Consider the following 24,750-nt stretch of genomic DNA (forward strand, 5'->3'; position numbering starts at 1 on the left):
GGTGTGGGTTTGTGGCATGCGAGCAACTCCTGGCAAATGTAACAAAGCCGATTCTGGCAGCGGCAAGTGCTTGTCAACGCTCGTTTTTTGATTTTTTGACAGGCTGTTACAGAAGTTGCCCGCGATGCCATCGTCTTGACGCAAGGCTCACTCGCACAATCGCGGGTCTGGTCATACTCCTCCACACCATGAAGTCCGTCTGGATCGCAACCATCGCAAGTCTGGCCGCGGGTGCGGTGCTCGCCAATCCGCAGCGCCCGCCCGAAGCGGGCGTGATCGGCATGGCCGGCACCGAGACGGCGACGGTGGTGCCGATTTCGCTCGATGCCGGCGAGGCGCGCGCGCCCATGCGCCTGCGCGATGCCTTGCGGCAGCCATTCGACGACATGGACGACGGCGGCAAGCCCTTCAGGCTCTCCGTGGAGGAGCGTCAGCGACTGCGCGAGCAGCTCAGGGTGCAACCGCCCTTCGAGTCCCACCGCCAGCCCTGACCTGAACCACCCCCACCAACACATGCCCATGCTTCATCTGCCCGCCCGTTCGGCGGCCGCGGTTCGCCGCGCCGCTTCCGCTCTCAGCTTCATGGCCGCCGTGGCGGTGTCGCCCGCCGCGCTGGCCCAAGTGCCTGAAGTGCCCGCCAACGTGGTGAACCTCTCGGCCAGCGGCCACATGGAAGTGCCGCAGGACTGGCTCACCGTGGTGCTGAGCACCACCCGCGAAGGCAGCGACGCTGCCACCGTGCAGAACCAGTTGAAGGTGGCCGTCGACGCCGCGCTGGCCATCGCCCAGCCGCAGGCCAAGCCCAAGCAGCTGGAGGTGCGCACCGGCAACCTGCGCCTGTACCCGCGCTACGCCAGCAACGGCCGCATCAGCGGCTGGCAAGGCCAGGCCGAGGTCGTCATCGAAGGGCGCGACATCACCAACGTGAGCGCGGTGGCCGGCCGCGTGCAGACGCTCACCGTCTCCAGCATGGGCTTCTCGCTCTCGCGCGAGGCGCGCTTGGCACTCGAATCCCAGGTTCAGGCCCAGGCCATCGAGCGCTTCCGCGCGCGCGCCACCGAGATCGCCAAGGGCTTCGGCTTCTCCAGCTACACGCTGCGAGACGTCTCGGTGAGTTCGGCTGACATGCCCGAGCGGCCCATGCCCCGCATGATGGCCATGGAAGCCAAGGCCGCCGCGAGCGACGCCGCCATTCCGGTGGCGGCGGGCACCAGCACCGTGAGCGTCACGGTGGCGGGCGCCATCCAGATGCGCTGAAGGCCTTACTGGGCGGCCCAGCCGCCGTCCATGTTCCAGGCCACGCCGCGCACATTGCCGGCGGCGGGCGAGCAGAAGAACACCGCGAGTTCACCCAGCTCTTCGGGGGTGGTGAACTGCATCGAGGGTTCCTTCTCGCCCAAGAGCAGCTTGGTGGCTTCCTCGTTCGACAGCTTCATCGCCGCCGCCTTCGCGTCCACTTGCTTCTGCACCAGCGGCGTCAGCACCCAACCGGGGCAGATGGCGTTGCAGGTGACGCCCGAGGTGGCGGTCTCCAGCGCCGTCACCTTGGTCAGCCCCACGATGCCGTGCTTGGCCGCCACGTAGGCCGACTTTTCCGCCGAACCCACCAGGCCATGCACGGACGCGACGTTGATGATGCGGCCCCAGTTGGCCTTGAGCATGGCCGGCAGCGCCAGACGCGAGGTGTGGAAGGCGCTGGAGAGGTTGATCGCGATCACCGCGTCCCAGCGTTCCACCGGGAAGTCCTGCACCTTGGCCACGTGCTGGATGCCTGCGTTGTTCACCAGGATGTCCACCTGGCCGAAGGTCTCGGCCGCGTAGGCCATCATGGCCTCGATCTCGTCGGGCTTGCTCATGTCGGCGCCGTGGTAGCCGACCTTCACACCCAGCGCCGCCACCTCGGCCTGCGGGCCGCTGCTGTCGCCAAAGCCATTGAGCACGATGTTGGCGCCCTGGCGGGCCAGGGCCTTGGCGATGCCAAGGCCGATGCCGCTGGTGGAGCCGGTGACAAGAGCGGTTTTCCCGGTGAGCATGGGTTACTCCAGTTCCATTACGATTGGTTCGACGGTCTGCCGCGCATTATGGATGGCAGGCGTCAGCCCCGAGCCGCACCATGACCGAACCCCAACTCCAACACATCGTCGTCGGTGGGGCCGCGGCCCGTGAAGGCGGTCCGCGTTGCATGGCCTGGTGGGACTGGCGCAGCACCCAGGGCCGTGACGACCACGTGGTGGTCTGCGTGCACGGCCTGTCGCGCCAGGGGCGCGACTTCGACACCCTGGCGCGTGCGCTGCAGCCGCACTGCCGCGTGGTGGCGGTGGACGTGGCCGGACGCGGACACAGCGACTGGCTCGCCGACCCCATGGCCTATCAGGTGCCCACCTACGTGGCCGATCTCACCGCGCTGCTGCTGCACCTGCGCGCCGAACGGCCCGGCGTGCGCATCGACTGGGTCGGCACCAGCATGGGCGGCCTCATCGGCATGGGCGTGGCGGCGCAGCCGCCGCTGGCGCCCGCGCGCCTGGTGCTCAACGACGTGGGACCGGTGGTGCAGTGGGAGGCGCTCATGCGCATCGGCACCTACCTGGGCCTGGACCCGACCTTCGATTCCGAGGCGGCGGCCAGCGACTACCTGGCCAGCATCTCAAAGGGCTTCGGCCCGCACACACCCGAGCAGTGGCGCGCGCTGTCGCAGCCCATGCTGCGCCGGCGCGACGGGCGCGTGCACCTGCACTACGACCCGGCCATAGCCGTGCCTTTCAAGGCCATGACGCAGAGTGTGGAAATGCAGGCCCTGCAAGCGGCCGTGCGGGCCGGCGAGGCCGCGCTGTGGGACCTGTACGACGCCATCGCCGTGCCCACGCTGGTGCTGCGCGGCGAGGACTCCGACCTGCTGAGCATGGACACCGTGAAGGCCATGCAGCAGCGCGGCCCGCGGCCACGCTGCGTCAGTTTTGCCGGCGTCGGGCATGCCCCCACCCTGGTGGCCGACGACCAGGTGCGCACGGTGCTCGACTTCCTGCTGTCGCCATGAAGCGGGCGAATCCGACGATCGACGACGTCGCGCCGGCCACGGCCGCGATCGTGGCCGCCACGGCCGCGGGCCTGCCGCAGCAGGCCAATGCGCTGGCGCGCGCCCGCGCTTTCGCCGAGCCACTGCTCGAAGGCGAATGCCTCGACACCGGCGAGAACACCTGGGCACACGCCGAGGCGGTGGCGCGCATCCTGGCCGACATCGGCGGTTCCGAGGCCATGCAGGCGGTGGTCTACCTGGTCTATGCCTGCCAGCACCTGAATCGGCCGCAGGAGGTCATCGCCAAGGCCTTTGGCGAGCAGCACGCCGCGCTGGCCCTGGAGACCACCAAGCTCGTGCACCTGCAGCGACAGGCGCGCCTGAAGGCGGCCGAGAAGCTGGCGCGCAAGCAGGAGGAACGCCTGGCTGCGCAGGACGCCGGTCAACCCGCGCCGGGGCTGTCCAAGGGGCCGGTGTCGGAGCTGGCCGCCAGCCAGACCGAGAACGTGCGCAAGATGCTGCTCGCCTTCTCGCGCGACCTGCGCGTGGTGATGCTGCGCCTGGCCTCGCGGCTGCAGACGCTGCGCTACTTCGCCTCCATCCGCGGCGACCCGGGCGAGATCCTGGCCAGCGAGTCGCTGCACGTGTTCGCGCCATTGGCCAACCGCCTGGGCATCTGGCAGATCAAGTGGGAGATGGAGGACCTGGCCTTCCGCTTCCTGGAGCCGCAGACCTACAAGGACGTGGCCCGGCTGCTCGACGAAAAGCGCACCGAGCGCGAGGCGCACGTCGAGCAGGTGCGCGAGGACCTGCAGCAGGCCCTGTTGGCTCAGGGCATCGCTGCCATGGTGCAGGGGCGGCCCAAGCACATCTACAGCATCGTCAAGAAGATGCGCGGCAAGGCGCTGGACTTCGAGCAGGTCTTCGACATCCGCGCGCTGCGCGTGATCGTGCTCGAAACGGCCGACTGCTACGCGGTCCTGTCCTTCGTGCACGAGCACTTCACGCCCGTGGTCGACGAGTTCGACGACTACATCGCCAAACCCAAACCCAACGGGTACCAGTCGCTGCACACGGTGGTGCGAGACGCCCAGGGGCGCGCTTTCGAGATCCAGATCCGCACCCAGGCCATGCACGACCACGCCGAGCACGGCGTGGCCGCGCACTGGGCCTACAAGGAAGCGGGCGCCAAGGGCTACGGTGGCGTCACCGCCAACTCCGAGTACGACGCCAAGATCGCCGTGCTGCGCCAACTGCTGGCCTGGGAGCGCGACCTCAGCGGCACTGCGCAGGGCCTGTTCGACGACCGCATCTACGTGCTCACACCGAACGCGGCCATCGTCGAACTGCCGCAGGGCGCCACGCCGGTGGACTTCGCCTACACCGTGCACACCGACCTGGGCCACCACTGCCGCGGCGCCAAGGTCGACGGCGCCATGGTGCCGCTGAACACGCCTTTGCAGAACGGCCAGACGGTGGAGATCGTCTCCAAGGACGGCGGCCCCTCGCGCGACTGGCTCAACCCCGAGTTGGGCTACCTGGTGAGCCACCGCGCCAAGAGCAAGGTGCGGGCGTGGTTCAACGCACAGGCCCTGGCCGAAACCATCGCGCGGGGGCGCGAGGCGGTGGAAAAACTGTTGCAGCGCGAGGGCCGCACCGCGCTCAAGTTCGAAGAGCTCGCCACCGACATGGGCCTGGGCTCGGCCGATGAGCTGTTTGAACTGGTCGGCAAGGACGAGCTCTCGCTGCGCGCGATCGAGACGCATCTGCGCCCACCCGAACCCGAGGCCGCGCCCGAGCCGACGAGTTGGGTGCGCAAGCCCCGGCGCGGCAACGACGGCCCCACGGGCGGCGTGCTGGTGGTCGGCGTCGGCTCGCTGATGACCCAGTTGGCCAAGTGCTGCCGGCCCGCACCGCCCGACGAGATCCGCGGTTTCGTCACGCGCGGCAAGGGCGTGAGCGTGCACCGCGCCGACTGCACCGATTTCGCGCACCTGGCGCGCAAGAGCCCGGACCGCGTCATCGAGGTGGACTGGACCGGCCGCGACGACGCGCGCGGCAACCAGGCGGCGGTGTACCCGGTCGATGTCGCGATCGAGGCGCTGGACCGACAGGGTCTGCTGCGCGACATCTCTGACGTGTTCGCCCGCGAAAAGATGAACGTCATCGGCGTGCAGACCCAGTCCGTCAGGGGTGTGGCCTGGATGACCTTCACCATCGAGGTGTCCGATGCCCGGCAGGTGACCCGCGCCATGGCCGTGGTGGGCGACGTGCAGGGCGTTCGCATGGTGCGCCGCAAATAGGTGGGGGCGGAACTGCTATACTGCGAGGCTTCGATTCGTTCGAAGGCGCGTAGCTCAGCTGGTTAGAGCACCACCTTGACATGGTGGGGGTCAGGGGTTCGAGTCCCTTCGCGCCTACCAATACACCCCGAAGGGCCTGTTGCCACCGCACCAGGCCCTTCGTCATTTGGTGCACTGCACAGGGAAAACCATGCCCGGTACCCGTCGGGCGGTTTCTAGAATGCCGGGATGGCGACCAAATCCAAGACCGAAGCAGCGGGCACCCGTGGCGTGCGTGTGATCAAGAAGTACCCCAACCGCCGGCTGTACGACACCGACACCTCGTCGTACATCACCCTGGCCGAAGTGAAGGCGCTGGTGATGGGCAACGAGCCCTTCGTGGTGCGCGACGCCAAGACCAACGAAGACCTCACGCGCAGCATCCTGCTGCAGATCATCCTTGAGGAAGAGTCCGCCGGCGCGCCGATCTTCACCGAACAGGTCCTGGCCAACATCATCCGCTTCTACGGCCACGCCATGCAGGACTTCATGGGTTCGTACCTGGAGAAGAACATCCAGGTCTTCATGGACCTGCAGCAGAAGATGACCGAGCAGGGCGGGGGGCTCAACCCCGAGGCCTGGAAGCAGTTCATGAACCTGCAGTCGCCCATGATGCAGGGCATGATGGGCACCTACCTGGAGCAGTCGCGCAACGCCCTGACGCAGATGCAGGAGCAAATGCAGAAGAACAGCGAGCAGATGCTCGCCGCGCTCGGCCTCAAGCGCTGAATGGGTACCGGGGCGGGGGTCTGAGACAATCGGGCCCTCATGTCCGACACCATCGCCCCCACGACCACCGCTGGCGCCACGACGCCCAAGGTGGGTTTCGTCAGCCTGGGTTGCCCCAAGGCGCTGACCGATTCCGAACTCATCCTCACCCAACTCAGCGCCGAGGGCTACAGCACGTCCAAGTCCTACGCCGGCGCGGACCTGGTCATCGTCAACACCTGCGGCTTCATCGACGACGCGGTCAAGGAAAGCCTGGACGCCATCGGCGAGGCGCTGTCCGAGAACGGGCGCGTCATTGTCACGGGCTGCCTGGGTGCGCGCGAAGGCGAGGGCGGCGGCAACCTGGTGCGGCAGATGCACCCCAGCGTGCTGGCCGTCACCGGCCCGCACGCCACGCACGAGGTGATGGAGGCGGTGCACCAGCACCTGCCCAAGCCGCACGATCCCTTCGTCGATCTGGTACCGCCCCAGGGCATCAAGCTCACGCCGCGCCATTACGCGTACCTCAAGATCAGCGAAGGCTGCAACCACCGCTGCACCTTCTGCATCATCCCGTCGATGCGGGGCGACCTGGTGAGCCGGCCGATCGGCGACGTGCTCACCGAGGCACGCAAGTTGTTCGAGGCCGGCGTGAAGGAGCTGCTGGTGGTGAGCCAGGACACCTCGGCCTACGGCGTGGACGTGAAGTACCGCACCGGCTTCTGGGACGGCAGACCCGTGAAGACGCGCATGTTCGACCTGGTGCGCGAACTGGGTGAGCTGGCCAAGCCCTTTGGCGCCTGGGTGCGCTTGCATTACGTCTATCCCTACCCGCACGTGGACGAGATCGTGCCGTTGATGGCCGAAGGCCTGGTGCTGCCCTACCTGGACGTGCCGCTGCAGCACAGCCACCCCGACGTGCTGCGCCGCATGAAGCGGCCCGCGAGCGGCGAGCGCAACCTCGAGCGCATCGCGCGCTGGCGCGAAATCTGCCCGCAGATCGTGGTGCGCAGCACCTTCATCGCCGGCTTCCCCGGCGAAACAGAGGCCGAGTTCGACCACCTGCTCGACTTCGTGCGCGAAGCGCGCATCGACCGCGCGGGTTGTTTTGCGTATTCGCCGGTGGACGGCGCCGCCGCCAATGCCATCGCCGATCCGGTGCCCGAAGCGCTGCGCGAGGAGCGCCGCGCGCGCTTCATGGCCGTGGCCGAGGAGGTCTCGGCCGAGAAGTTGCGTGCCTTGGTGGGCGCCAGCATGCAGGTGCTGGTGGACAGTGCGCCCGGCCTGGGCAAGAAGGGGGGCGTGGGCCGCAGCTACGCGGACGCGCCCGAGATCGACGGCGTGGTGCGCCTGCTGCCGCCCGAGAAGATCAGCAAGACCTTGAAGGTGGGTGAGTTCACCAGGGCCCGCATCGTGGATACCGATGGGCACGACCTGGTGGGTGTGCCCGTTTGAACCACGTGAACCAAGGCCGGGTGCGCTCGGCCTTTCAGGGTGTCACAAAGAGGGCGCCACAAAGAACAAAGGCCTGCAGTCTGTTGACTGCAAGCCCTTATATGATGGTGCCCAAGAGAGGACTCGAACCTCCACGCCTCTCGGCGCTAGTACCTGAAACTAGTGCGTCTACCAATTCCGCCACCTGGGCATCTCAGGAAACCGGCAGTATAGCAGAGAAAAATTGAGCGATAAAAACAACCTCCTCGCCGAATTCGAAGGCGTTGTGTCTGGACACCGCGATGGACACGGTTTCGTTGTCCGCGACGACGGCCAGCCCGATATCTACCTTCCTTCCAACGAAATGCGCGCCGTCCTGCACAAGGACCGCGTGATGGCGCGCATCGTGCGGCTCGACCGCAAGGGGCGCCCGGAAGGGCGCGTCACCGAGATCATCGAGCGCTCCAACGCTCCCATCATCGGGCGTCTTCTGCAAGAGGGCGGTGTGTGGCTCGTGGCGCCCGAGGACAAGCGCTACGGGCAGGACGTGTTGATCCCCAAGGGCGCCACGGGTTCGGCCAAGCCCGGGCAGGTGGTGGTGGTGGAACTCACTGAACCGCCCGCCCTGTATGGCCAGCCCGTGGGGCGCGTGAAGGAAGTGCTCGGCGAGATCGACGACCCGGGCATGGAGATCGAGATCGCGGTGCGCAAGTACGGTGTGCCGCACGAGTTCTCGCAGACGGCCATGGCGCAGGCCCGGGCCTTGCCTGACCACGTGCGCCCGAGCGACCTGCGCCACCGTGTGGACCTGCGCGACGTGCCGCTGGTGACCATCGATGGTGAGGACGCGCGCGACTTCGACGATGCCGTGTACTGCGAGCCCGCCAAGGTGGGCAAGGCCAAGGGCTGGCGCCTGCTGGTGGCCATTGCCGACGTGAGCCACTACGTGCAGACCGGCTCACCCATCGACGTGGACGCCTACGACCGCGCGACCTCGGTGTATTTCCCGCGCCGGGTGATCCCCATGCTGCCGGAGAAGCTGTCCAACGGCCTGTGCTCGCTCAACCCCGGCGTAGAGCGCCTGTGCATGGTGTGCGACATGCTCATCACCGCGCGCGGCGAGATCCACGCTTACCAGTTCTACCCGGCGGTAATGTTCAGCCACGCGCGCTTCACCTACACCGAGGTGGCGGCCATCCTGCAGAACACGCGCGGCCCCGAGGCCCAGAACCGCAAGCCCCTGGTGCCGTACCTGCTGAACCTGCACGACGTGTACCGCGCGCTGCTGGCGGCGCGCAATGCGCGCGGCGCCGTGGACTTCGAGACCGTGGAGACGCAGATCGTCTGCGACGAGTCGGGACGCATCGAGCGCATCGTGCCGCGCACGCGCAACGACGCGCACAAGCTGATCGAAGAGGCCATGCTCGCGGCCAACGTCTGCTCGGCCGAGTTCATCGAACAGGGCAAGCACCCGGGCCTGTTCCGCGTGCACGAAGGCCCCACGCCCGAGAAGCTGGAGATCCTGCGCAACTACCTCAAGGCCATGGGCGTCAACGCCTCGCTCAGCGACGAGCCCAAGCCGGGCGAATTCCAGCAGATCGCCAAGGCGACGCAGGAGCGGCCCGAATCGCAGCAGATCCACACCATGCTGCTGCGCTCCATGCAGCAGGCCATCTACACGCCCATCAACAGCGGCCACTTCGGTCTGGCGTTCGAGGCCTACACCCATTTCACCAGCCCCATCCGCCGCTACCCGGACTTGCTGGTGCACCGCGTGATCAAGGCGATCCTGCACAAGCAGAAGTACCAGTTGCCGGCCTTGCCCACGCCCGGCGAGGCGCACGCCAAACTCAGCAAACGCCTGGCCAGCCGCGTGAAGCCGCCCGCGCCCAACGCCCGCAAACCATCGGCGGACACGCTGGGCTGGCAGGCCGCGGGGCTGCACTGCAGCGCCAACGAACGCCGCGCCGACGAGGCCAGCCGCGACGTGGAGGCCTGGCTCAAGTGCAAGTACATGCGCGAGCACCTGGGCGAGGTGTTTTCGGGCGTGGTCACGGCGGTCACGAGCTTCGGCGTCTTCGTCACCCTGGACGCGATGTACGTCGAGGGCCTGGTGCACATCACCGAACTGGGCGGCGAGTACTTCCGCTTCGACGAGGCGCGCCAGGAGCTGCGCGGCGAGCGCACGGGCATCCGCTACGCGCTGGGTTCGCGTGTGCAGGTGCAGGTCAGCCGCGTCGACCTGGACGGCCGCCGCATCGATTTCCGCCTGGTGAGCGGGGACGACGACGTGGTGCTCAAGGCCATGCGCGACAAGACCGGCGGTGAGGGTGGGGCGGCCGGCCCGGCGCGCCAGGACCGGCGGGGCAGCAAGCCGCGCTCGCCCGCTCCGATGCCTGAACTGAAAGCGGCGGTGCGCCGCGCCGCCGGCAAGAAGTCCGCACCCAAGGCCGCGCGCGCGGCGCAATCGAAGTCGAGGCGGGGCAAGCGGTGACGGCGGTGGCGATGAGCACCCGGGGCGGTCACACAACGGCCGCGCGCAAGTCGTCATCGCGCGTCAAGCAGGAGCGTCCCTTGCGCATCGGCGTGTCGGCGCGCCTGATGCACGAGGTGCCGCCCGAACTGGGTTTTCGCAACAAGAGCCTTCAGTACATCGAGGCCTCGCTGGCGCACTGGATCATGGCGCATGGTGCGGTGGCGTTCATGGTGCCGGCCGTTACGCACGACAGCCCGCACGCGGCGCGCCACCTCAAGGTCGAGCACGTCGTGCAGGAGCTGGACGCGCTGGTGTTGCAAGGCGGTGCGGACGTGGCGCCCGAGACCTATGGCCAGGAGCCGCTGCGCGATGAGTGGCGCGGCGACGTGGTGCGCGACCGCTACGAGCTGGCGCTGCTGCGCTGCTTCCTGGCGCAGAAGAAGCCGGTGCTCGGCGTGTGCCGCGGCGCGCAATTGCTCAACGTGGCGTTCGGCGGCACCCTGTACCAAGACATCGCCACGCAGTGCCCGGCGGCGCACGAGCACATCGACGTCGATCTGTACGACCAGTTCGAGCACGACGTGACCTTCATCCAGGGCTCGCAGCTCATCGACCTGTACCCCAAGGCCACGCAGTTGCGCGTCACCAGCATCCATCACCAGGCGGTGGCCGATGTGGGCAAAGGCCTGGTGGTCGAGGCGGTGTCCTCGCTGGACGGCCTGGTCGAGGCGATCCGCTGGACGGGTGATGCCTACGCGCGCGGCCTGCAATGGCACCCGGAGTTCCATCAGGGCCGCCACTCGTTGATCGACAGCTCGCCCATCATGCTCGACTTCCTCGAGGCCTCGCGGGCCGAGGCCATGCGGCGCTTCGATGCGGGACAGGAGTTCGATCCGCGCCCGCCGCGCGCCGGCCTGCGCCTGACGACCTAAACTCGCCGGCATGCGCGTTCTGCTCTTCCTCCTCGACACGTTCTTCTTCTTCCTGGTGGCGGCGGCCTTGCTGCGCGCCTGGATGAACCACCTGCGGGTGCCCATGCAGGCGCAGCCCGGGCGTTTCGTCATGGCCATCACCGACTGGCTGGTGCAGCCGCTGCGCCGGGTGTTGCCCGCGGTCATCGCCAAGGGCCGCATCGACGGTGCCAGCCTGGTGGCCGCCGTGCTTCTGGCCCTGGTGCACGCGGCGCTGTGGCTGCTGATCGCCTCGGGCGGCGAGGTGCCGTGGGCGGCGGTGCCCGTGCTGGGACTGCGCTTTCTGGTGCGCGACCTGCTCCAGGGCCTGATGCTGCTGCTGATCGTCTACGCGATCCTGTCGTGGGTGCAGCCGCGCTCCCCGGTGATGGGCCTGCTCGACCGGCTGTGCTCGCCCATCGTCGCACCGGTGCGGCGCGTGGTCCCGCTCGTGGGCGGGGTGGACCTGTCCGTGCTGGTGGTGATCATCGCCTTGCAGGTCGGGCTGATGCTGCTGGGCTGACCGGGCTCAGAGCGGCCGGGCCGAGAGCGCCAACTGCCCGGCCGTCAGGGCAGGGCCGGGGGGCCAGTGATCGGCCAGTGCGCCGTGCGCCGCCACGGCGCGGCGCACCGCTTCAGCGCTGCTGTCGTGCGGGCGCGCCAGGGCGGCGCCGATCATGCCCGCCAGCACGTCGCCCGTGCCGGCGGTGGCCAGGCGGGCGTTGCCGGTGGCGTTGATCCACGGCAGGCCACCGGGTTCGGCCACCACCGTGCCCGAGCCTTTCAGTACGGTGATCACCCCAAAACGTTCGCTGAGCAGGCGCGCGCTGCCCAACCGGTCGGCCATCACGTCAGCGGTGCCAATGCCCAGCAGGCGGGCGGCTTCGAGTGGATGGGGCGTGAGCACCGTCACCCAGCCGCGCGCCTGGCGGCGCTGTGTCAGGCGTTGCAGCGCCGGGTCGTGGGCCAGGGCGTTGAGACCATCCGCGTCGATCACCAGCCGAGGGCTGGCCAGCGCCTGCGGCAGCCATTCGCGGATGGCATCGCCCCCACCGCAGCCCACCACCAGCACCGGCAGCGCCAAGTGGTCGGGGGCAAGCAGCGCGCTGGGCTGCCGCAGCATGAGTTCGGGGCACACCGGGTCGTGCGATGGCGTCGGGCCGTCCCCGATCAGTGCCAGGTACACCCGCCCCGCGCCCGCGTGCAGCGCGGCCCGCGCCGCCAGCACGGCGGCACCCGCCATGCCGATGCCACTGCTGCCCGGCAACTGCCCGCCCAGCACCCCCACGTCGCCGTAGCTGCCCTTGTGCCCGGCGTGTGGATCCCGGGCCTTGTCCGCGCCTTCAGACAGGTGGCCGCCCCACCAGGCCGTCGGCGCCGAGGCTTCGGTGGTGGCGCCCAGGTCGTCGAACCAGACGGTGCCCGCCGCGTCGCGCCCGCTCGCGGTGAACAGCCCGGGCTTGAGGGTCAGCAGGCTGAGGGTCTGACGCGGACCGGCCTCGGCAGAGGCGCGAATGGGGTCGTGCCCGCTGTCGGTCGACACCCCGCTGGGCAGGTCGACGCACAGCACCGGCGCGCGGTGGCCACGCACCTGCCGCAGGCGCTCGGCCAGCGCATCGTCGCTTGGTGCGCGGGCGCCGATGCCCAGCAGGGCGTCGACGATCAGGTCGGGGGCGTCGGGCGGCGAGGGCTGGATCGTCACGCCGGCCGCCACCGCCTCGCGCAGCGCCCAGGCCGCATCGGATGGAAGCCGTTGGGCATCGGCGTCGTGCGTCACGACGATCTCGCGCCAGCCCGCGGGCGCCGTCTGCAGCAGGTGGCGCGCGGCGACCAGGCCGTCGCCGCCGTTGTTGCCCGGGCCGCAGGCCACCCAGATGCGCCGCGCGTGCGGCTGCCAGGCCAGAGCCAGGCGGGCCACCGCCTCGCCGGCGCGTGCCATCAGCGTGTGCGGCGGCAGGCTCGCCGCAAGGGCGTGTTCGATCTCGCGCGTGCGCGCGGTGTCGTGCAGGGCTTCGAGTTGGTCGGCGCGCAGGGCTCGCATGGCGGGCATTTCACCACGCGATCGCGCGGTCACAAGCCCAGGCGCGACGGGGCGAAGGGCGTCGGCTCGGCGATGGCCGTGGGCCGTGTGATGGCGTCGGCCAGCCGGCGGGCCGCGCCACAGGCCATGGCCCAGCCCGCCGCACCGTGCGCCAGGTTCAGCCACAGGCCGGGCAGGCGGCTCGGGCCGATCGCGGGAAGACCGTCGTTCGACACGACGAGGGCGCCGCGCCAGCTTTGCACCGAGGCCTGGGGCCCCGAGAAGCGGGCCGCGGCGGGGAACCAGTGCGACAGCACCTGGCCCAGGCGGCGCAGGCTCGCCGGATCGGTGCCGGCGGCCGAACCGCCGAGGTCGGCGCCGCCCGAGGCCCGCACGCGCTGGCCCAGCCGCGTGATGGCCACGCGCGATTTGAGGTCGAGTACGGCCGACACCGGTGCATCCATGGGTTCGCGCAGGCCGGCGCTCAGCGAATGCGACCACAGCACGGTCCAGGGGACGGGCAGGCCCAGGTCGGCCAGCAGTTCCTCCGCACCGACGCCGGCGCACAGCACCACCGCGTCGAAGCGCTCCTCGCTGCCGTCGGAGGCGCTCAGGCGCCAGCCACCGCCGTCGGGCCGCACGGCGCCCACGCCCGTGCGCAGCCGCAGCGCGCCGCCCAGCCGGGCCACGCGGTGGCGCATCAGCATGGTCCATTCGCGGCAGTTGGCCACCGCCGGGCCGCGCAGGTGCACGGCCGAATGCAGGGGCGCGGAGGGGGCGAGCGCGGGTTCGATGGCGCGGGCCTCGTCGGCCGACACCGGTCGCAACTCGAGCCCGAGTCCGCGCAGGCGATCGATGGTGGTTTGCGCGCTGGCGGCCTCACGGGCGTCGCTCAGCAACACCAGCATGTCGTCGCTGCGGTCGTGATCCAGGTCCAGCTCCCGGGTCAGGTCGATCTGGCGTTCCAGGCCCAGGTCGATCAGTTCGCGCAGTGCCAGCAGGGCGTCGTTGCCGCGCCGGCGCTCCTCGCGCCGCCAACGGTGCCACCAGCGCCAGGCGGCGGTGTCCAGGCCGGCGCGCCAGCGCACGCCCGGGCCAGGCGACGCCCACGGGGCGTGCAGACGCAACTCGGGGCCGGCCCAGGCCATGGCCCAGGCGGTGGACACCAGTCCGGCGGGGGCGAAGCTGGCTTCCTCGGCCGGCGTGCCGCGCTTCTCGTACAGGGTCACGGCGTGACCGTCGTTCAACAGCTCATGGGCGGTGGTCACGCCGCAGACGCCTGCGCCGACGATGGCGATGTTCATTCAGAGGGAGAGGAAGAGGGGAGGACGCCCGGGTGACGGGTGCTATAATCGACAGGCTTTGCATTTGGTGGCTTCGTCCGAAGCGCGTCAATGCAGAGTCAATCGCAAACCGGCCCATCCGGGTGTCGCGTCGGCCACGGTGGTTTCCCCACCCGCCACCGCCGCGATCGGGGCCGGATTTTAGACCTAACCTCTGGAAACAACTCATGTCCATTTCCATGCGCGAAATGCTGGAAGCCGGTGTCCATTTCGGTCACCAGACCCGCTTCTGGAACCCCAAGATGGCGCCCTTCATCTTCGGGCACCGCAACAAGATCCACATCGTCAACCTCGAGAAGACGTTGCCGATGTTCCACGACGCACAGAAGTTCGTGCGTCAACTGTCGGCCAACCGCGGCACCCTGCTGATGGTGGGCACCAAGCGCCAGTCGCGCGACATCGTGGCCCAGGAAGCGCGCCGCGCCGGCGTGCCCTTCGTCGACCAGCGCTGGCTGGGCGGCATGCTGACCAACTTCAAGACCGTCAAGACCTCCATCAAGCGCCTGAAAGACATGCAGGCCCAGAAGGAAGCCGGTCTGGACAGCATGAGCAAGAAAGAGCAGCTCATGTTCAACCGCGAGATGGAGAAGCTCGAGAAGGACATCGGTGGCATCCAGGACATGAACGCGCTGCCCGACGCCATCTTCGTGATCGACGTGGGCTTCCACAAGATCGCCGTGCTCGAGGCCCAGAAGCTGGGCATCCCGCTGGTGGGCGTGGTCGATACCAACCACTCGCCCGTGGGCATCGACTACGTGATCCCCGGTAACGACGACTCGGCGCGCGCCGTGGCCCTGTACGCCCGCGGCATCGCCGACGCCGTGCTGGAAGGCCGCGCCAACGCCGTGAACGACCTGAGCAAGGCCGTGGCCGCGGCCGAAGGCGGCGACGAGTTCGTCGAAGTGCAGGACGACGCGGCCTGATTCCGTTTCGCTCGCGAACGAGGGGCTCGCGTAGCCCCTTTTTCATAACCGGAACCCATCATTGACCCGCCGGCGCCCGTGAAGCGCCGGATTCCAGGAGAACACACATGGCAATCACCGCAAGCATGGTCGCTGAGCTGCGCGCCAAGACCGACGCCCCCATGATGGAGTGCAAGAAGGCCCTGACCGAGGCCGACGGCGACATGGCCAAGGCCGAGGAGCTGCTGCGCGTCAAGCTGGGCACCAAGGCCGGCAAGGCCGCCAGCCGCGTCACGGCCGAAGGCGTCGTGGCCGCGTCCATCAACGCCGGCGCGGGCGCGCTGATCGAAGTCAACTGCGAGACCGACTTCGTCACCAAGAACGACAGCTTCCTGGCGCTGGCCAATGCCGCGGCCAAGCTGGTCGCCGAGCAGAACCCGGCCGACATCGACGCCCTGGGCGCGCTGGCCTACAGCCAGGATGGCTTCGGCCCCACGCTGGAAGACGTGCGCAAGGGCCTGATCGGCAAGATCGGCGAGAACATGTCGTTCCGCCGCTTCAAGCGCTACAGCGGCTCCAAGCTCGCGGCCTACCTGCACGGCACCCGCATCGGCGTGATCGTGGAGTTCGATGGCGAGGAAGCCGCCGCCAAGGACGTGGCCATGCACGTGGCCGCCATGAAGCCCGTGGCCCTGACCAGCAACGACGTGCCGGCCGAGCTGATCGAGCGCGAGCGTTCGGTGGCCACCGCCAAGGCGGCCGAATCCGGCAAGCCCGCCGACATCGCGGCCAAGATGATCGAAGGCTCGGTGCAGAAGTACCTCAAGGAGGTCTCGCTGTTCAACCAGCCCTTCGTCAAGAACGACAAGCAGACCGTGGAGCAGATGCTCAAGGGCGCCAACACCACGGTGAAGTCCTTCACCCTGTTCGTGGTGGGCGAGGGCATCGAGAAGAAGGTCGACGACTTCGCCGCCGAGGTGGCGGCCCAGGTCGCGGCGGCCAAGGGCGCTTGATCGGCGTTCCCCTCACCAGACAACGGGCCGCAAGGCCCGTTGTCATATGCGTTGACGATTTTCACTGGTGGAGAGACCGGGTGTCCCCGTTCCCACCGCTACACTTGGCGGCTGCCCGCGCCGCAACCGATCCTGAAAGCCTTTCATGCCCGCCTACCAACGGATCCTGCTGAAGCTGTCCGGTGAAGCCCTCATGGGCGACGACGCCTTCGGCATCAACCGCGCCACGATCGTGCGCATCGTCGACGAGATCGCCGAAGTCACCCGCCTTGGCGTGCAGGTGGCCATCGTCATCGGTGGCGGCAACATCTTCCGCGGCGTGGCCGGCGGTTCGGTGGGCATGGACCGCGCCACCGCCGACTACATGGGCATGCTCGCCACGGTGATGAACTCGCTGGCCCTGGCCGACACCATGAACAAGGCCGGCCTGGTGGCGCGCGTCATGTCCGCCATCGGTATCGAGCAGGTCGTCGAGCCCTACGTGCGCCCCAAGGCCCTGCAGTACCTTGAAGAGGGCAAGGTCGTGGTGTTCGCCGCCGGCACCGGCAACCCCTTCTTCACCACCGACACGGCCGCCGCGCTGCGCGGCGCCGAGATCGGCGCCGAGATGGTGCTCAAGGCCACCAAGGTCGATGGCGTGTACACCGCCGACCCGAACAAGGACCCGGCCGCCACGCGCTACACCACCATTTCCTTCGACGAGGCCATGGCCAGGAACCTGCAGGTGATGGACGCCACGGCGTTCGCGCTGTGCCGGGACCAGAAGCTGCCCGTCAAGGTGTTTTCCATTTTCAAGCCGGGCGCGCTGCGCAACGTCGTGATGGGCGCCGACGAAGGCACCCTCGTGCACGTCTGAACACCGGTCGCACTCAGGAGATCACGACATGACCATTGCCGACATCCGAAAGAACGCCGAGCACAAGATGCAGCAGTCGATCGAGGCGTTCAAGAACAGTCTGACCAAGGTGCGCACCGGCCGCGCGAACCCCGCGCTGCTCGACACGGTGCATGTCGACTACTACGGCTCCATGCTGCCGCTGTCGCAGGTGGCCAACCTGTCGCTGCTCGACTCCCGCACCATCGGCGTCGCGCCCTGGGAAAAGGGCATGGGCGCCAAGATCGAGAAGGCGATCCGCGAGTCGGACCTCGGCCTGAACCCGGCCTCGCAGGGCGACTTGATCCGCGTGCCGATGCCACCCATGACCGAGGAGCGCCGCCGCGAGCTCACCAAGGTCGTGAAGGGCGAGGGCGAGGCCGCCAAGATCGCCATCCGCAATCTGCGCCGCGACGCCAACGACGCGGTGAAGAAGCTGGTGAAGGACAAGGAAGCCTCCGAGGACGACGAACGTCGCTCGCAGGAAGACATCCAGAAGCTGACCGACCGCATGATCACCGAGGTCGACCGGCTCGTGGCCAGCAAGGAACAGGACATCATGGCGGTCTGAGCCCAGGGCTCCGATCGCCTCGCTTGGCGCATGCAGAATCCCGCCGCCCCCAAGTTGCCGCATCACGTCGCGATCGTGATGGACGGCAACGGCCGTTGGGCACAGAAGCGCTGGTTGCCGCGTGTGGCCGGCCACAAGCAGGGCGTCGATGCGCTGCGCCGCATCGTCGAGGCCAGTGTTCAGCGCGGCATCCGTGTGCTCACGGTGTTCGCGTTCTCGTCCGAGAACTGGAGCCGCCCCGTGGACGAGGTGGCCAGCCTGATGGACCTGCTGGCCCTGGCCTTGTCGCGCGAGGTGCCGCGCCTGTCCGAAACCGGCGTGCGCCTGCACTTCCCCGGTGACCGCTCGCGCCTGTCGCCCCGGCTGGCGCAAGGCCTGGCGTCGGCCGAGCAGGCCACGCAAGGCAACGATCGCCTGGTGCTCAACGTGTGCTTCAACTATGGCGGGCGCTGGGACATGGCGCAGGCCGCGCAGCGCCTGGCCGATCGCGGTGAGGCCATCACCGAAGAGAGCCTGTCGGCCACCATGGCGCTGAGCCACGTGCCCGACCCCGACCTCATCATCCGCACGGGTGGCGAGCAACGCATCAGCAACTTCCTGCTGTGGCAGGCGGCCTACGCCGAGCTGGTGTTCAGCGACTGCCTGTGGCCCGAGTTCGACGCCGAGCAACTCGATCTGGCCCTGGCCGAGTACGCGCGCCGCGAGCGGCGCTTCGGCCAGACCTCGGCGCAGCGCGCCGATGCCACGGCCTTGACCGCCGACGCCGGCCCCCGCGATGCTTAAGCAGCGGATCATCACGGCGGTGCTGCTGCTCGCCGTTTTTCTGCCCACGCTGCTGTACCCCTCGATCGAGCCCTTCGCGGCCTTCACGCTGGCGCTGATCGGCGCGGCCGGATGGGAATGGGCGCGGCTCAATGGCTGCGGCCAGACGCGCGCGGTGAGCTGTGGCCTGGCGTTGGCCGTCGCGGGCCTGATCTTCTGGCTGCTGGGCGGCGTCGAACACTCCTGGCGCGAGCTCTGGCTGGCGCTGGGCGTGGTCTGGGTGCTGCTGGCGGTGGTGCTGTTGCGCGGCGGCACCGAGGCGCTCAAACGCTGCCCGCTGGGGATCCGTCTGTGGCTGGGCCTGTTTCTCATCGCCTGCGCCTGGCTCGCGCTGGTGCAGGCCCGCCTGCTGGGGCTGGGCTTCCTCCTGTCCGTGCTGCTGCTCGTCTGGGCGGCCGACATCGCGGCGTACTTCGGCGGCAAGCGCTTCGGGCGCCGCAAGCTCGCGCCCGGCATCAGCCCGGGCAAGAGTTGGGAAGGCGCCGTCAGCGGGTTGATCGGTGTCGTGCTGTTGGCCTGGGTGTGGTTGATGGGCACGCAGCGCGGCTGGTTCGCGCCGCGCCATCTGTACGACTACCTGTGGGCTCAGGGGCCGCTGCTGGCGGTGCTCGGGCTCGTGTTCCTGACCGCGATGAGCGTCTCAGGCGACCTGATCGAGTCCCTCGTCAAGCGCGCGGCGGGCGTGAAGGATTCCAGCGGCCTGTTGCCCGGGCACGGCGGCGTGCTCGACCGCATCGACGCGCTGCTGCCTGTGCTGCCCCTGGCCATGATGCTCGTGACGTTCTGATCCATGTCCGCCTCCCCGCAGTCCATCACCATCCTTGGCGCCACCGGTTCCATCGGGCAGAACACGCTCGACGTGATCGCCCGCCATCCCGAGCGCTACCGCGTGTTCGCGCTCACCGCCGCGCGCCAGGACGAGGCCCTGTTCGAGCAGTGCCGCCGCTTCCAGCCGCGTTTCGCGGTGCTGGTCGATGCCGCCGCGGCGGCCCGCCTGCGCCAGCGCCTGCGCGAGGCCGGCCTGGGCGTGGAGGTGCTCGAGGGCGCGCAGGCCCTGTGCGAGGTGAGCGAGGCAGCCGAGGTCGACGCGGTGATGGCCGCCATCGTGGGCGCCGCCGGCCTGGCGCCCAGCCTGGCGGCGGCCCGCGCCGGCAAGAAGCTGCTGCTGGCCAACAAGGAGGCCCTGGTGGTCGGCGGCGACCTGTTCATGCACGCCGTGCGCACCGGCGGCGCGACGCTGCTCCCCATCGACAGCGAGCATTCGGCCGTGTTCCAGTCGCTGCCGGAGGATCCGGCGAGCTGGGAGCGTCGCGTCGACAAGATCGTACTGACCGCCTCGGGCGGCCCGTTCCGCACCCGCGACCCGGCCACGCTGGCCGAGGTGACGCCCGAGCAGGCCTGCGCCCACCCCAACTGGGTCATGGGGCGCAAGATCTCGGTGGACTCCGCGACCATGATGAACAAGGCGCTCGAGGTCATCGAGGCGCGCTACCTCTTCGATCTGCCGCCCGAGCGCATCGAGGTGGTGATCCACCCGCAAAGCGTCATCCATTCCATGGTGCAGTACCGCGACGGCTCCGTCGTCGCCCAGCTGGGCACGCCCGACATGCGCGTGCCGATCGCCTACGGGCTGGCCTGGCCCGAGCGCATCGCTTCGGGCGCCAGCCCGCTGGACTTCGCCACACTGGGCGCGCTGACCTTCGAAACCGCCGACAACCAGCGCTTCCCCGGCCTGCCGCTGGCCTGGTCGGCATTGCGCGGGCCCGCCGGCACCACCGCGGTGCTCAACGCCGCCAACGAGGAGGCCGTGGCCGCCTTTCTCGACCGGCGGCTGCGCTTCGACCACATCCATGCGGTCAACGAGGCAACTTTGCAGCGCGTGGGCCCATCCAAGCCACAATCGCTGGACGACCTGCTGGCACTCGATGAAGAGGCCCGCCGCTGCGCGCAGCAGCAGGTCAGCCGCTTGCAGTCCTGATCCTTCGCGCCGGCTGGCCCAGGCCCCCGGTGCAGCGAGTCACCCATGCTCACCGTCATCGCCTTCATCGTCGCCCTGGGGCTGCTGATCGCCGTCCACGAATACGGCCACTACCGGGTGGCCGTGGCCTGCGGCGTCAAGGTGCTGCGCTTCTCGGTCGGCTTCGGCAAGCCCATCCTGAACTGGCGCCGCGCTGGCAGCCCCACCGAGTTCGTGGTGGGCGCGCTGCCCTTGGGCGGCTACGTGCGCATGCTCGACGAACGCGAGGCGCCGGTTGATCCCGCCGAGCGCCACCTGGCCTTCAACACCCAGCCGCTGCGCTCGCGCGCGGCCATCGTCGCCGCCGGTCCGGTGGCCAACCTGCTCCTGGCCGCGTTCATCTATGCGGCGATCAACTGGGCGGGTGTCGAGGAGCCGCAACCGGTGCTCTCGGCACCGGCCGCCGGCACCCTGGCCGAGCGCGCCGGCCTGCACGGCGGCGAATGGGTGCTGCGCGCCAGCGAAACGAACGGGGATGGCGACGGTGACGGCGCGGGGGAGAGCGTGGTGTCGTTCGAAGACCTGCGCTGGCGCATCACCCAGGCGGCGCTCGATGGCCACGACCTCACGCTGTGGGTCGCCGCCGCGCCCGAGGCGCCCGCGCGCCCCGTGACGCTGCCGCTGGCCGGCCTGGACGTGCGCGAGGCCGACGCCTCCCTGTTCCGGCGCATCGGCATCACCTCGCCGCACACCGCGCCGCGCGTGGGCCAGGTGTTCGACGGCGGGGCCGCGCAGGCGGCCGGCTTGCTCGACGGCGACCTGGTACGTCGCATCGACGGTCGGCCCGTGCGCGACGGCCAGGAACTGCGGCGCCTGATCCGTGAGTCGGTGGGCCCCCAGGGCCAGCCCCGCGCGCAGCGCTGGGACATCGATCGCGGTGGCCAGTCCCTGAGCCTGTCCGTGACGCCGCGCCCCCAGCAGCAGGGCGGTGAATGGGTCGCGCGGGTGGAGGCCTACGTGGGCGACGCCCCGGCCATGCTGACCGTGCGGCACGGGCCCGTCGACGGCCTCGTGCGCGGCGTGGTGAAGACCTGGGAAGTGTCCTGGCTCACCCTGAAGATGATGGGGCGCATGCTGATCGGCGAGGCCTCGCTGAGCAACCTCAGCGGCCCCCTGACCATCGCCGACTACGCCGGCAAGTCCGCCAGCCTCGGCCTGAGCTCGTACCTCACCTTCCTGGCCCTTATCAGCGTCAGCCTGGGCGTGCTCAACCTGCTACCGCTGCCCGTCCTCGATGGGGGGCACCTCATGTATTATCTTTGGGAGGCGCTTACCGGCCGCAGCGTGTCAGACGCGTGGATGGAGCGCCTGCAGCGTGGTGGTGTCGTGGTGCTCATGGCGCTCATGTCCGTTGCCCTGTTCAACGATGTCGTCCGCCTCGCCGGCTGAACATTTCCTTCGCATGAATCAACACAAAAGAGGTCTTCGCGGCCTGAGTCTGTCTGCGCTCGCGATGGCCCTGCTAGCCGCCTTGCCGGCATGGGCGGTCGATCCCTTCACCCTGCGCGACATCCGCGTCGAGGGGCTGCAGCGCGTCGAGCCGGGTACCGTTTTTGCGTCGCTGCCGTTTCGCATCGGCGAGCAGTACAACGACGACAAGGGCAGCGCCGCCATTCGCGCCCTGTTCGGCCTGGGCCTGTTCAGCGACGTGCGTCTGCAGATCAACAACGACGTGCTGGTCGTCATCGTCGAGGAGCGGCCCACCGTCGCCGGCCTGAGCTTTTCCGGCATCCGCGAGTTCAACGACGAGGTGCTGCGTGGGGCGCTGCGCGACATCGGCCTGACCGAGGGGCGGCCCTTCGACAAGGCCCTGGCCGACCGCGCCGAGCAGGAGCTCAAGCGCCAGTACATCAACCGCAGCTACTACGCCGCCGAGGTGGTGACCACCGTCACTCCGAGCGAGCGCAACCGCGTCGACCTGAACTTCAGCGTGACCGAAGGCGAGATTGCCAAGATCACCGAAATCCGCATCGTCGGCAACCAGGCCTTCTCCGAATCGACGCTGCGCAACCTGTTCGACCTGGACACCGGCAACTGGCTGAGCTGGTACACCAAGAGCGACCGCTACTCGCGCGCGAAGCTCAACGCCGACATCGAGACCCTGCGCTCCTACTACCTCAGCCGCGGCTTCATCGACTTCCGCGTCGACTCCACCCAGGTCGCCATCTCCCCCGACAAGCAGAGCATGTCGGTCACCCTCAACATCACCGAAGGCGACCGCTACGTCGTGTCCTCGGTGGCCCTGCAGGGCGACTACCTCGGCCGCGAAGAGGAATTCAAGTCGCTCGTGACGCTCAAGGCCGGCGAGGCCTACAACGTCGAGGACGTCACCAACACCACCAAGGCCTTCACCGAGTACTTCGGCAACTTCGGCTACGCCTTTGCCCAGGTCGAAGCTGCGCCCGAGATCGACCGCGTCAACAAGCGCGTGGCCTTCACCCTGCGCGCCTCGCCGCAGCGTCGCGTGTACGTGCGCCGCATCCACGTCGAGGGCAACAACCGCACCCGCGACGAGATCATCCGCCGCGAATTCCGCCAGTTCGAAGCGGCCTGGTACGACAGCGATCGCATCCGGCTCTCGCGCGACCGCGTCGACCGCCTGGGCTTCTTTACCTCGGTGGAGATGAACACCGAACCAGTGCCCGGTTCGCCCGACCAGGTGGACCTCACGGTCACGGTGGCTGAGAAGCCCACCGGCAACCTGACGCTGGGCGCCGGCTACTCGCAGGAGGAAAAGCTGTCGATCGTGGCGGGCATCCGCCAGGAAAACGTCTTCGGCACGGGCAACTACCTGGGCCTGGACATCAATACCAGCAAGTTCAACCGCCAATTGGTGCTCAGCACGGTCGACCCGTACTTCACCAAGGACGGCGTCTCGCGCGCCTTCGATGCCTACTACCGCACCACGCGCCCCTACGACAACCAGGACGGCGACTACCGTCTGGTCACCAAGGGCGCGAGCGTGCGTTTCGGTGTGCCCTTCACCGAACTCGACACGGTGTTCTTCGGCGCCGGCATCGAACAGACCACCATCGAACCCGGTGACTTCCTGCCGCAGGCCTACGAGGACTACGCCCAGGAGTTCGGCCGCACCAGCAACACCATTCCGCTGACGCTGGGCTGGACCCGCGACAGCCGCGACAGCTCGCTGGTGCCCACCAAGGGGCGCCTGATGCGCATCAATGGCGAACTCAGCGCCTGGGGCGACGCGCGTTACGCCAAGACCAACCTGCAGTTCCAGCAGTACTACCCGCTGACGCGCCAGTACACCCTGGCCTTCAACGCCGAACTGGGCTACGGCAAGGGCCTCAATGGCCGCCCGTACCCGGTGTTCAAGAACTTCTTCGGTGGCGGCCTGGGCTCGGTGCGCGGGTTCGAGGGCGGCACCCTGGGTCCCACCTCCGCCGTCATCAACTCGCCCACCGGCGGGGTCATCAACATCGGCGGCAACCGCAGCGTGGCGCTCAATGCCGAATTCATCGCGCCATTCCCGGGGGCGGGCAATGACCGCACCCTGCGGATGTTCGCCTTCGCCGACGTGGGCAACGTGTTCGGCGAGAACGACAACCGCCCCAACGCCTCGGACATGCGGGCGTCGGTGGGTCTCGGCGTCAGCTGGATCTCGCCGATTGGCCCATTGCGTATTGCATTCGCTAACCCCATTCGCAAGTTTGAGGGCGATAGAATCCAGAGATTCCAGTTTCAGATCGGAACGTCCTTTTGATGAATACCCCAATTCGCCTGTTTGCACGGCATTTCGCCTTGGCGGTGTCGCTTGCGCTGGCCATGGTTGGCGGGGCTGCGGCGCAGGACGCCAAGGCCGGCGCCAAGGTCGGCGCCGTGAATGTCGAGCGCATCCTGCGCGACTCCAGCACGGCCAAGGCCGTCTCGGCCAAGCTCGAGCAGGATTTCTCCAAGCGTGAGCGCGACCTGCGCGCGTCGGCCGACCAACTGCGCCAGGCCGTGGAAAAGTTCGAGCGCGAGTCGCCCACGTTGCCCGAAAGCCAGCGCACGCCGCGCCAGCGCCAGTTGGTTGACCAGGAGCGCGACCTGCAGCGCCGCCAGCGCGATTTCCAGGAAGAGCTCAACCTGCGCCGCAACGAGGCCCTGCAGCAAGTGGTCGAGAAGCTCAACCGCGTGATCCGCACCATCGCCGAGGCCGAGAAGTACGACCTGATCGTGCAGGAAGCCTATTACGTGAGCCCGCGCGTGGACATCACCGACCGCGTGATGTCCCAGCTCGACAGCGGCAAGTAAGCCCTGCC

Annotated in this window: 22 protein-coding genes and 2 tRNA genes; 20 read left to right on the plus strand and 4 right to left on the minus strand. The window is 68.6% G+C overall.

Features of this window, described 5'->3' with window-relative positions; all coding sequences use genetic code 11:
- Positions 1–188: 188 nt before the first annotated feature.
- Positions 189–491, plus strand: coding sequence for a hypothetical protein (locus VLG41_RS14180; RefSeq protein WP_325350049.1), 303 nt, complete (start codon positions 189–191; stop codon positions 489–491).
- A gap of 22 nt (positions 492–513) precedes the next feature.
- Entirely contained in the window at positions 514–1,257 is a 744-nt protein-coding gene (locus tag VLG41_RS14185) for an SIMPL domain-containing protein (protein ID WP_325350050.1), read from the plus strand.
- Between the two features lie 5 nt (positions 1,258–1,262).
- Here the strand turns inward: VLG41_RS14185 and VLG41_RS14190 are convergent, their stop codons facing one another.
- Positions 1,263–2,033, minus strand: coding sequence for a 3-hydroxybutyrate dehydrogenase (locus VLG41_RS14190; RefSeq protein ID WP_325350051.1), 771 nt, complete (start codon positions 2,031–2,033; stop codon positions 1,263–1,265).
- An 80-nt stretch (positions 2,034–2,113) separates the two neighbouring features.
- Between VLG41_RS14190 and VLG41_RS14195 the strand changes: the two genes are divergently transcribed.
- From VLG41_RS14195 to rimO, 5 genes are all read left to right on the plus strand, one after another.
- Complete coding sequence (locus VLG41_RS14195; protein WP_325350052.1) at positions 2,114–3,034, plus strand: alpha/beta hydrolase; 921 nt, start codon at positions 2,114–2,116, stop codon at positions 3,032–3,034.
- Positions 3,031–5,316: a bifunctional (p)ppGpp synthetase/guanosine-3',5'-bis(diphosphate) 3'-pyrophosphohydrolase gene (locus tag VLG41_RS14200; protein ID WP_325350053.1), complete on the plus strand. Its 2,286-nt coding sequence runs from the start codon at positions 3,031–3,033 to the stop codon at positions 5,314–5,316. Before VLG41_RS14195 ends, VLG41_RS14200 begins: the two co-directional genes overlap by 4 nt.
- Positions 5,317–5,359: 43 nt before the next feature.
- Positions 5,360–5,436: transfer RNA gene (locus VLG41_RS14205), tRNA-Val, on the plus strand.
- Between the two features lie 108 nt (positions 5,437–5,544).
- Entirely contained in the window at positions 5,545–6,084 is a 540-nt protein-coding gene (gene phaR / locus VLG41_RS14210) for a polyhydroxyalkanoate synthesis repressor PhaR (RefSeq protein WP_325350054.1), read from the plus strand.
- Positions 6,085–6,123: 39 nt separating this feature from the next.
- Positions 6,124–7,518, plus strand: a complete 1,395-nt coding sequence (rimO, locus tag VLG41_RS14215; protein WP_325350055.1) for a 30S ribosomal protein S12 methylthiotransferase RimO — start codon at positions 6,124–6,126, stop codon at positions 7,516–7,518.
- Between the two features lie 105 nt (positions 7,519–7,623).
- Here the strand turns inward: rimO and VLG41_RS14220 are convergent.
- A tRNA-Leu gene (locus VLG41_RS14220) sits at positions 7,624–7,708 on the minus strand.
- A 33-nt stretch (positions 7,709–7,741) separates the two neighbouring features.
- Here VLG41_RS14220 and rnr point away from each other — a divergent pair.
- The 3 genes from rnr (at position 7,742) to VLG41_RS14235 (ending at position 11,446) form a co-directional block, all read left to right on the plus strand.
- Positions 7,742–9,991 carry a ribonuclease R gene (gene rnr / locus VLG41_RS14225; protein WP_414652496.1) on the plus strand — a complete coding sequence of 750 codons (2,250 nt, stop codon included), beginning with the start codon at positions 7,742–7,744 and terminating at the stop codon, positions 9,989–9,991.
- A gap of 80 nt (positions 9,992–10,071) precedes the next feature.
- Positions 10,072–10,905, plus strand: coding sequence for a gamma-glutamyl-gamma-aminobutyrate hydrolase family protein (locus VLG41_RS14230; protein ID WP_325350056.1), 834 nt, complete (start codon positions 10,072–10,074; stop codon positions 10,903–10,905).
- 10 nt (positions 10,906–10,915) lie between these two features.
- Complete coding sequence (locus VLG41_RS14235) at positions 10,916–11,446, plus strand: YggT family protein (protein WP_325350057.1); 531 nt, start codon at positions 10,916–10,918, stop codon at positions 11,444–11,446.
- A gap of 6 nt (positions 11,447–11,452) precedes the next feature.
- On the opposite strand, the gene VLG41_RS14240 is transcribed toward VLG41_RS14235, so the two are convergent.
- Entirely contained in the window at positions 11,453–12,964 is a 1,512-nt protein-coding gene (locus VLG41_RS14240) for an NAD(P)H-hydrate epimerase (protein WP_325350058.1), read from the minus strand.
- A gap of 29 nt (positions 12,965–12,993) precedes the next feature.
- Complete coding sequence (locus tag VLG41_RS14245; RefSeq protein ID WP_325350059.1) at positions 12,994–14,247, minus strand: FAD-dependent oxidoreductase; 1,254 nt, start codon at positions 14,245–14,247, stop codon at positions 12,994–12,996.
- Positions 14,248–14,453: 206 nt separating this feature from the next.
- Here VLG41_RS14245 and rpsB point away from each other — a divergent pair, with 206 nt between their 5' ends.
- The 10 genes from rpsB to VLG41_RS14295 all read left to right on the plus strand — a co-directional run bounded on the left by rpsB (position 14,454) and on the right by VLG41_RS14295 (position 24,742).
- Complete coding sequence (gene rpsB, locus VLG41_RS14250; RefSeq protein ID WP_325350060.1) at positions 14,454–15,209, plus strand: 30S ribosomal protein S2; 756 nt, start codon at positions 14,454–14,456, stop codon at positions 15,207–15,209.
- Positions 15,210–15,316: 107 nt separating this feature from the next.
- Positions 15,317–16,201 carry a translation elongation factor Ts gene (gene tsf / locus VLG41_RS14255; protein ID WP_325350061.1) on the plus strand — a complete coding sequence of 295 codons (885 nt, stop codon included), beginning with the start codon at positions 15,317–15,319 and terminating at the stop codon, positions 16,199–16,201.
- A gap of 145 nt (positions 16,202–16,346) precedes the next feature.
- The gene (gene pyrH / locus VLG41_RS14260) at positions 16,347–17,057 is read left to right on the plus strand and encodes a UMP kinase (protein WP_009517552.1); all 711 of its coding nucleotides are present in this window, start codon (positions 16,347–16,349) and stop codon (positions 17,055–17,057) included.
- Positions 17,058–17,085: 28 nt separating this feature from the next.
- Positions 17,086–17,646 (plus strand): ribosome recycling factor, encoded by a 561-nt coding sequence (gene frr / locus VLG41_RS14265; RefSeq protein WP_325350062.1) that lies wholly within the window; start codon positions 17,086–17,088, stop codon positions 17,644–17,646.
- 30 nt (positions 17,647–17,676) lie between these two features.
- Entirely contained in the window at positions 17,677–18,429 is a 753-nt protein-coding gene (gene uppS, locus VLG41_RS14270; RefSeq protein ID WP_325350063.1) for a polyprenyl diphosphate synthase, read from the plus strand.
- Positions 18,422–19,255: a phosphatidate cytidylyltransferase gene (locus tag VLG41_RS14275; protein WP_325350064.1), complete on the plus strand. Its 834-nt coding sequence runs from the start codon at positions 18,422–18,424 to the stop codon at positions 19,253–19,255. The genes uppS and VLG41_RS14275 overlap by 8 nt, the downstream gene beginning before the upstream one ends.
- 3 nt (positions 19,256–19,258) lie before the next feature.
- Positions 19,259–20,446 (plus strand): 1-deoxy-D-xylulose-5-phosphate reductoisomerase, encoded by a 1,188-nt coding sequence (gene ispC, locus VLG41_RS14280; RefSeq protein ID WP_325350065.1) that lies wholly within the window; start codon positions 19,259–19,261, stop codon positions 20,444–20,446.
- A 45-nt stretch (positions 20,447–20,491) separates the two neighbouring features.
- Entirely contained in the window at positions 20,492–21,874 is a 1,383-nt protein-coding gene (gene rseP, locus VLG41_RS14285; RefSeq protein ID WP_325350066.1) for an RIP metalloprotease RseP, read from the plus strand.
- 13 nt (positions 21,875–21,887) lie between these two features.
- Positions 21,888–24,209, plus strand: coding sequence for an outer membrane protein assembly factor BamA (bamA, locus tag VLG41_RS14290; RefSeq protein ID WP_414652497.1), 2,322 nt, complete (start codon positions 21,888–21,890; stop codon positions 24,207–24,209).
- Complete coding sequence (locus VLG41_RS14295) at positions 24,209–24,742, plus strand: OmpH family outer membrane protein (RefSeq protein WP_325350068.1); 534 nt, start codon at positions 24,209–24,211, stop codon at positions 24,740–24,742. Before bamA ends, VLG41_RS14295 begins: the two co-directional genes overlap by 1 nt.
- Positions 24,743–24,750: the final 8 nt, after the last annotated feature.

This window comes from Hydrogenophaga sp., from assembly GCF_035481345.1.
Taxonomy (GTDB): domain Bacteria; phylum Pseudomonadota; class Gammaproteobacteria; order Burkholderiales; family Burkholderiaceae_C; genus Hydrogenophaga.